Source organism: uncultured Fretibacterium sp. (genome assembly GCF_938040765.1).
Lineage (GTDB): Bacteria > Synergistota > Synergistia > Synergistales > Aminobacteriaceae > CAJPSE01.
This window is the reverse complement of the sequence record NZ_CALIAA010000132.1, coordinates 1-2,876: the sequence shown is the minus strand read 5'-3', so window position 1 is coordinate 2,876 and position 2,876 is coordinate 1. Positions and strand designations below refer to the sequence as shown.

Sequence of the window (2,876 nt, the reverse complement as noted above, 5' to 3'; positions counted from 1 at the left end):
CTGTCGGTTACAGCATGGGGACGGATACCGATATGTTTCCAATTCCTCCAACGTCTGAAGACGTTGGTTCCCTTGGAGGTATCTCATGATTCTGAAAAACAATGATGCCATTGACAACGGATATCTCTTCTCGCCGGATACGATCACCTCGACATGGGGGCCATATGAGCATGACGTGCTCTGGCCATTGGCATTAGGGTTTACTGAAGAAGAGATCATCAGGCCTGAAGCTGAAGGCGGCTTTGGCTATGCAGATTTGCCAGGAGAGGATGGAAGTCCTTTAGGGCGGGAACGAGCACAGGAGATTTTCGCAAATTTGTACTGGAGGTTGGAGGTAGAAAATAGACTTGCCGCAGTTCATATAGCTGCAAGAGAAGGCTTCCTTCCCAAGAGCTGGAAAAGTTTGCAGGAAGCCTGGGGAAAGGAAAAAGTCAGTGAAATACTGAAAATGATAAGGGAAACACGAGGGAGAAGCCATGAGCCTGGAGCATGAACGCAACGAAACGCCGCTGGAGGAAGCACGGCGCAAATGGGGAGCACAACGTGCCGAAGCAGGTCCGGTCTGGCGGCGCGGCCTGGAAAGCCATGCTGGCCACGGCGGCGCGAAACCACAAGTATTCATTCCGTGATCAGCTCATGATTCACGAGTACAGGCCCAATGCCACAGCTTGCGCAGAGCATGACTTCTGGGAGCAACGCTTCCATCGGCGCGTCCATAAGGGGCTGAAGGGCATCCGCCTCCTAAGCGAGGATGGCAGGGAAGTCCGCAACGTCTTCGACGTCGGAGATACGTGGCCGTACTATGGCCACGAGCACGACCTGCCGCCGTACATCTGGCGCGTCACCGAAGGCAATACCACTGCCGTATCTCAGCGTTTTCGCGAGGCCTTCGAGGTGAATGGTACGCTGCCGGAACAGGTCCAGGTTATCTCCAAACGACTTGCGGAAATGGCCAGGCCGATGTACAATATAAGCACAGAACATTCAGAAGATTTGTTGCTTAGCAGCATAACCTTCTACATCGCGACACGGCTTGGACTGGACACAAGGAACATGAACCTGAGCTTTGAGGGAATCAGGGACCTGAGCCACGAAGATATGCTGAAGCTTGGGAGCCTTGTGAACAGGGCGGCGCGAGTGGTGCTGGATCAGGCGGAACGAGCGGTTCGACTGCACAGAGAAAGGGGAGCGTCGGCGAATGTCCATCGAAACGGTGAAAGCGCGGCTAACGCCAGAGCAGTTGAAGGACTTGGAAGATCCCAGGATGTCGATCATCAACTTCTGCAGCAACGAGGACTTGGAACGGGAGTACCAGGAGATGGCCCAGAAGGTGAGGGAGATGCCCGAAGAGGACCTGACGATCTATCACGAGGAGGACCTGACGGAGCAGGAGAAGGAGGACCTGCCGGAGGGCGCCCTGATGCGGGAGAAGGGGAACGGGCCGCTCTACATGAAGGTGCTGGACATCTGGGAACCGTACAGGGTGCTGACGCTCCACACCCCGGAAAGGGATTTGGGCAAGTACGGCCGGATGCGCCTGAAGTACCTGGAGGAGTGGAAGGTCCGGAAGGCGTTGGAGCTGGGCGAGGAGATTCTGGTCCATTGCCTGGAGATTCAGGACCGAGCGAAGGAGATGAAGCGGGAGATCATGGACCAGTGGCGGGAACAGAACCCGTCGGATGGGACGATGGAGTGGGTGCAGAGGGCCGAGATGGCGGACTCGGAAGCGGAGCGGCTCGTCCTGGATACCGTGATCTGGCCGGAAGCCAGCAAGGCCAGCTAACCCTTGATTTTGGGCTTGGAGAGCCGGAACGTCCTACGGCTCCCCAAGCCCTTGAGCCGGAACCAGAGCGGGAAGCTCCAAAGGTATCGGAGGAAAAGCCTAAGGGGCCGGAGCAGCCGCGCGTCAACTACCGCATAACGGACGACGCCCTCGGCGCTGGCGGTGCAAAGACGAAGTACGCCCGCAACGTGGAGGCCATCCGCACCCTGCGGCGCATCGAGGGCGAAGGCAGGCTGGCCACCTCCGAGGAGCAGGAGGTCCTGGCGCAGTACGTCGGCTGGGGCGGTCTGCCCCAGGCGTTCGACGAGCGCAATGAGGCGTGGAACAAAGAGTATGCGGAACTCGAGGGGCTTCTGAGCGACGAGGAGTATGCCTCAGCCCGCGCCTCCACACTCAACGCGCACTACACCTCTCCCACCGTTGTGAAGGCGATCTATGGCACCCTGGAGCGGATGGGCCTGGCCTCCGGAAACATCCTGGAGCCTGCCTGCGGCACGGGAAACTTCTTCGGCCTCGTACCGGAGAGCATGGCGGGCGCGAAGCTCTACGGCGTCGAGCTGGATGGCATCACGGGTCGTATCGCCCGCCAGCTTTACCAGAAGGCGGACATCACCGTCGATGGCTACGAACGGCCCCGCTTTCCGGACAACTTCTTCGACGCGGCTGTCGGGAACGTTCCTTTCGGGGCCTACCGGGTCGCGGATCCGAAATACGACAAGCACGGTTTCATGATTCATGATTACTTCTTCGCTAAGACGCTCGACCAGGTGCGACCGGGCGGCGTCATGGCGTTCGTGACCTCTAAGGGGACCCTGGACAAAGCCAACCCCTCGGTCCGGCAGTACATCGCACAGCGGGCCGAGCTCCTGGGGGCCGTCCGGTTGCCCAACACCGCCTTCAAAGCCAATGCCGGAACCGAAGTCACGACCGACATCCTCTTCCTCCAGAAGCGGGACCACATCATCGACGACGTTCAGCCCGAATGGTTGCACACCTTTAACAACGCCGAGGGCGTTCCAGTCAACAATTACTTCCTCCGACATCCTGAAATGATGCTGGGGACGATGGCCTTCGACTCCTCAATGCACGGCAA

Annotated in this window: 4 protein-coding genes; all 4 read left to right on the top strand. The window is 58.6% G+C overall.

What is annotated here, in order from left to right; genetic code table 11:
* Positions 1-85: 85 nt before the first annotated feature.
* Positions 86-493, top strand: a complete 408-nt coding sequence (locus Q0176_RS04935) for a hypothetical protein (protein WP_299299812.1) — start codon at positions 86-88, stop codon at positions 491-493.
* On the top strand, positions 477-629 hold the full coding sequence (locus Q0176_RS04930; protein WP_299299810.1) for a hypothetical protein: 153 nt from the start codon (positions 477-479) through the stop codon (positions 627-629). The genes Q0176_RS04935 and Q0176_RS04930 overlap by 17 nt, the downstream gene beginning before the upstream one ends.
* 635 nt (positions 630-1,264) lie before the next feature.
* Positions 1,265-1,783, top strand: coding sequence for a TnpV protein (locus Q0176_RS04925; RefSeq protein ID WP_299299808.1), 519 nt, complete (start codon positions 1,265-1,267; stop codon positions 1,781-1,783).
* A 188-nt stretch (positions 1,784-1,971) separates the two neighbouring features.
* The coding region (locus Q0176_RS04920; RefSeq protein ID WP_299299805.1) for an N-6 DNA methylase at positions 1,972-2,876 on the top strand (905 nt) is incomplete at its 3' end.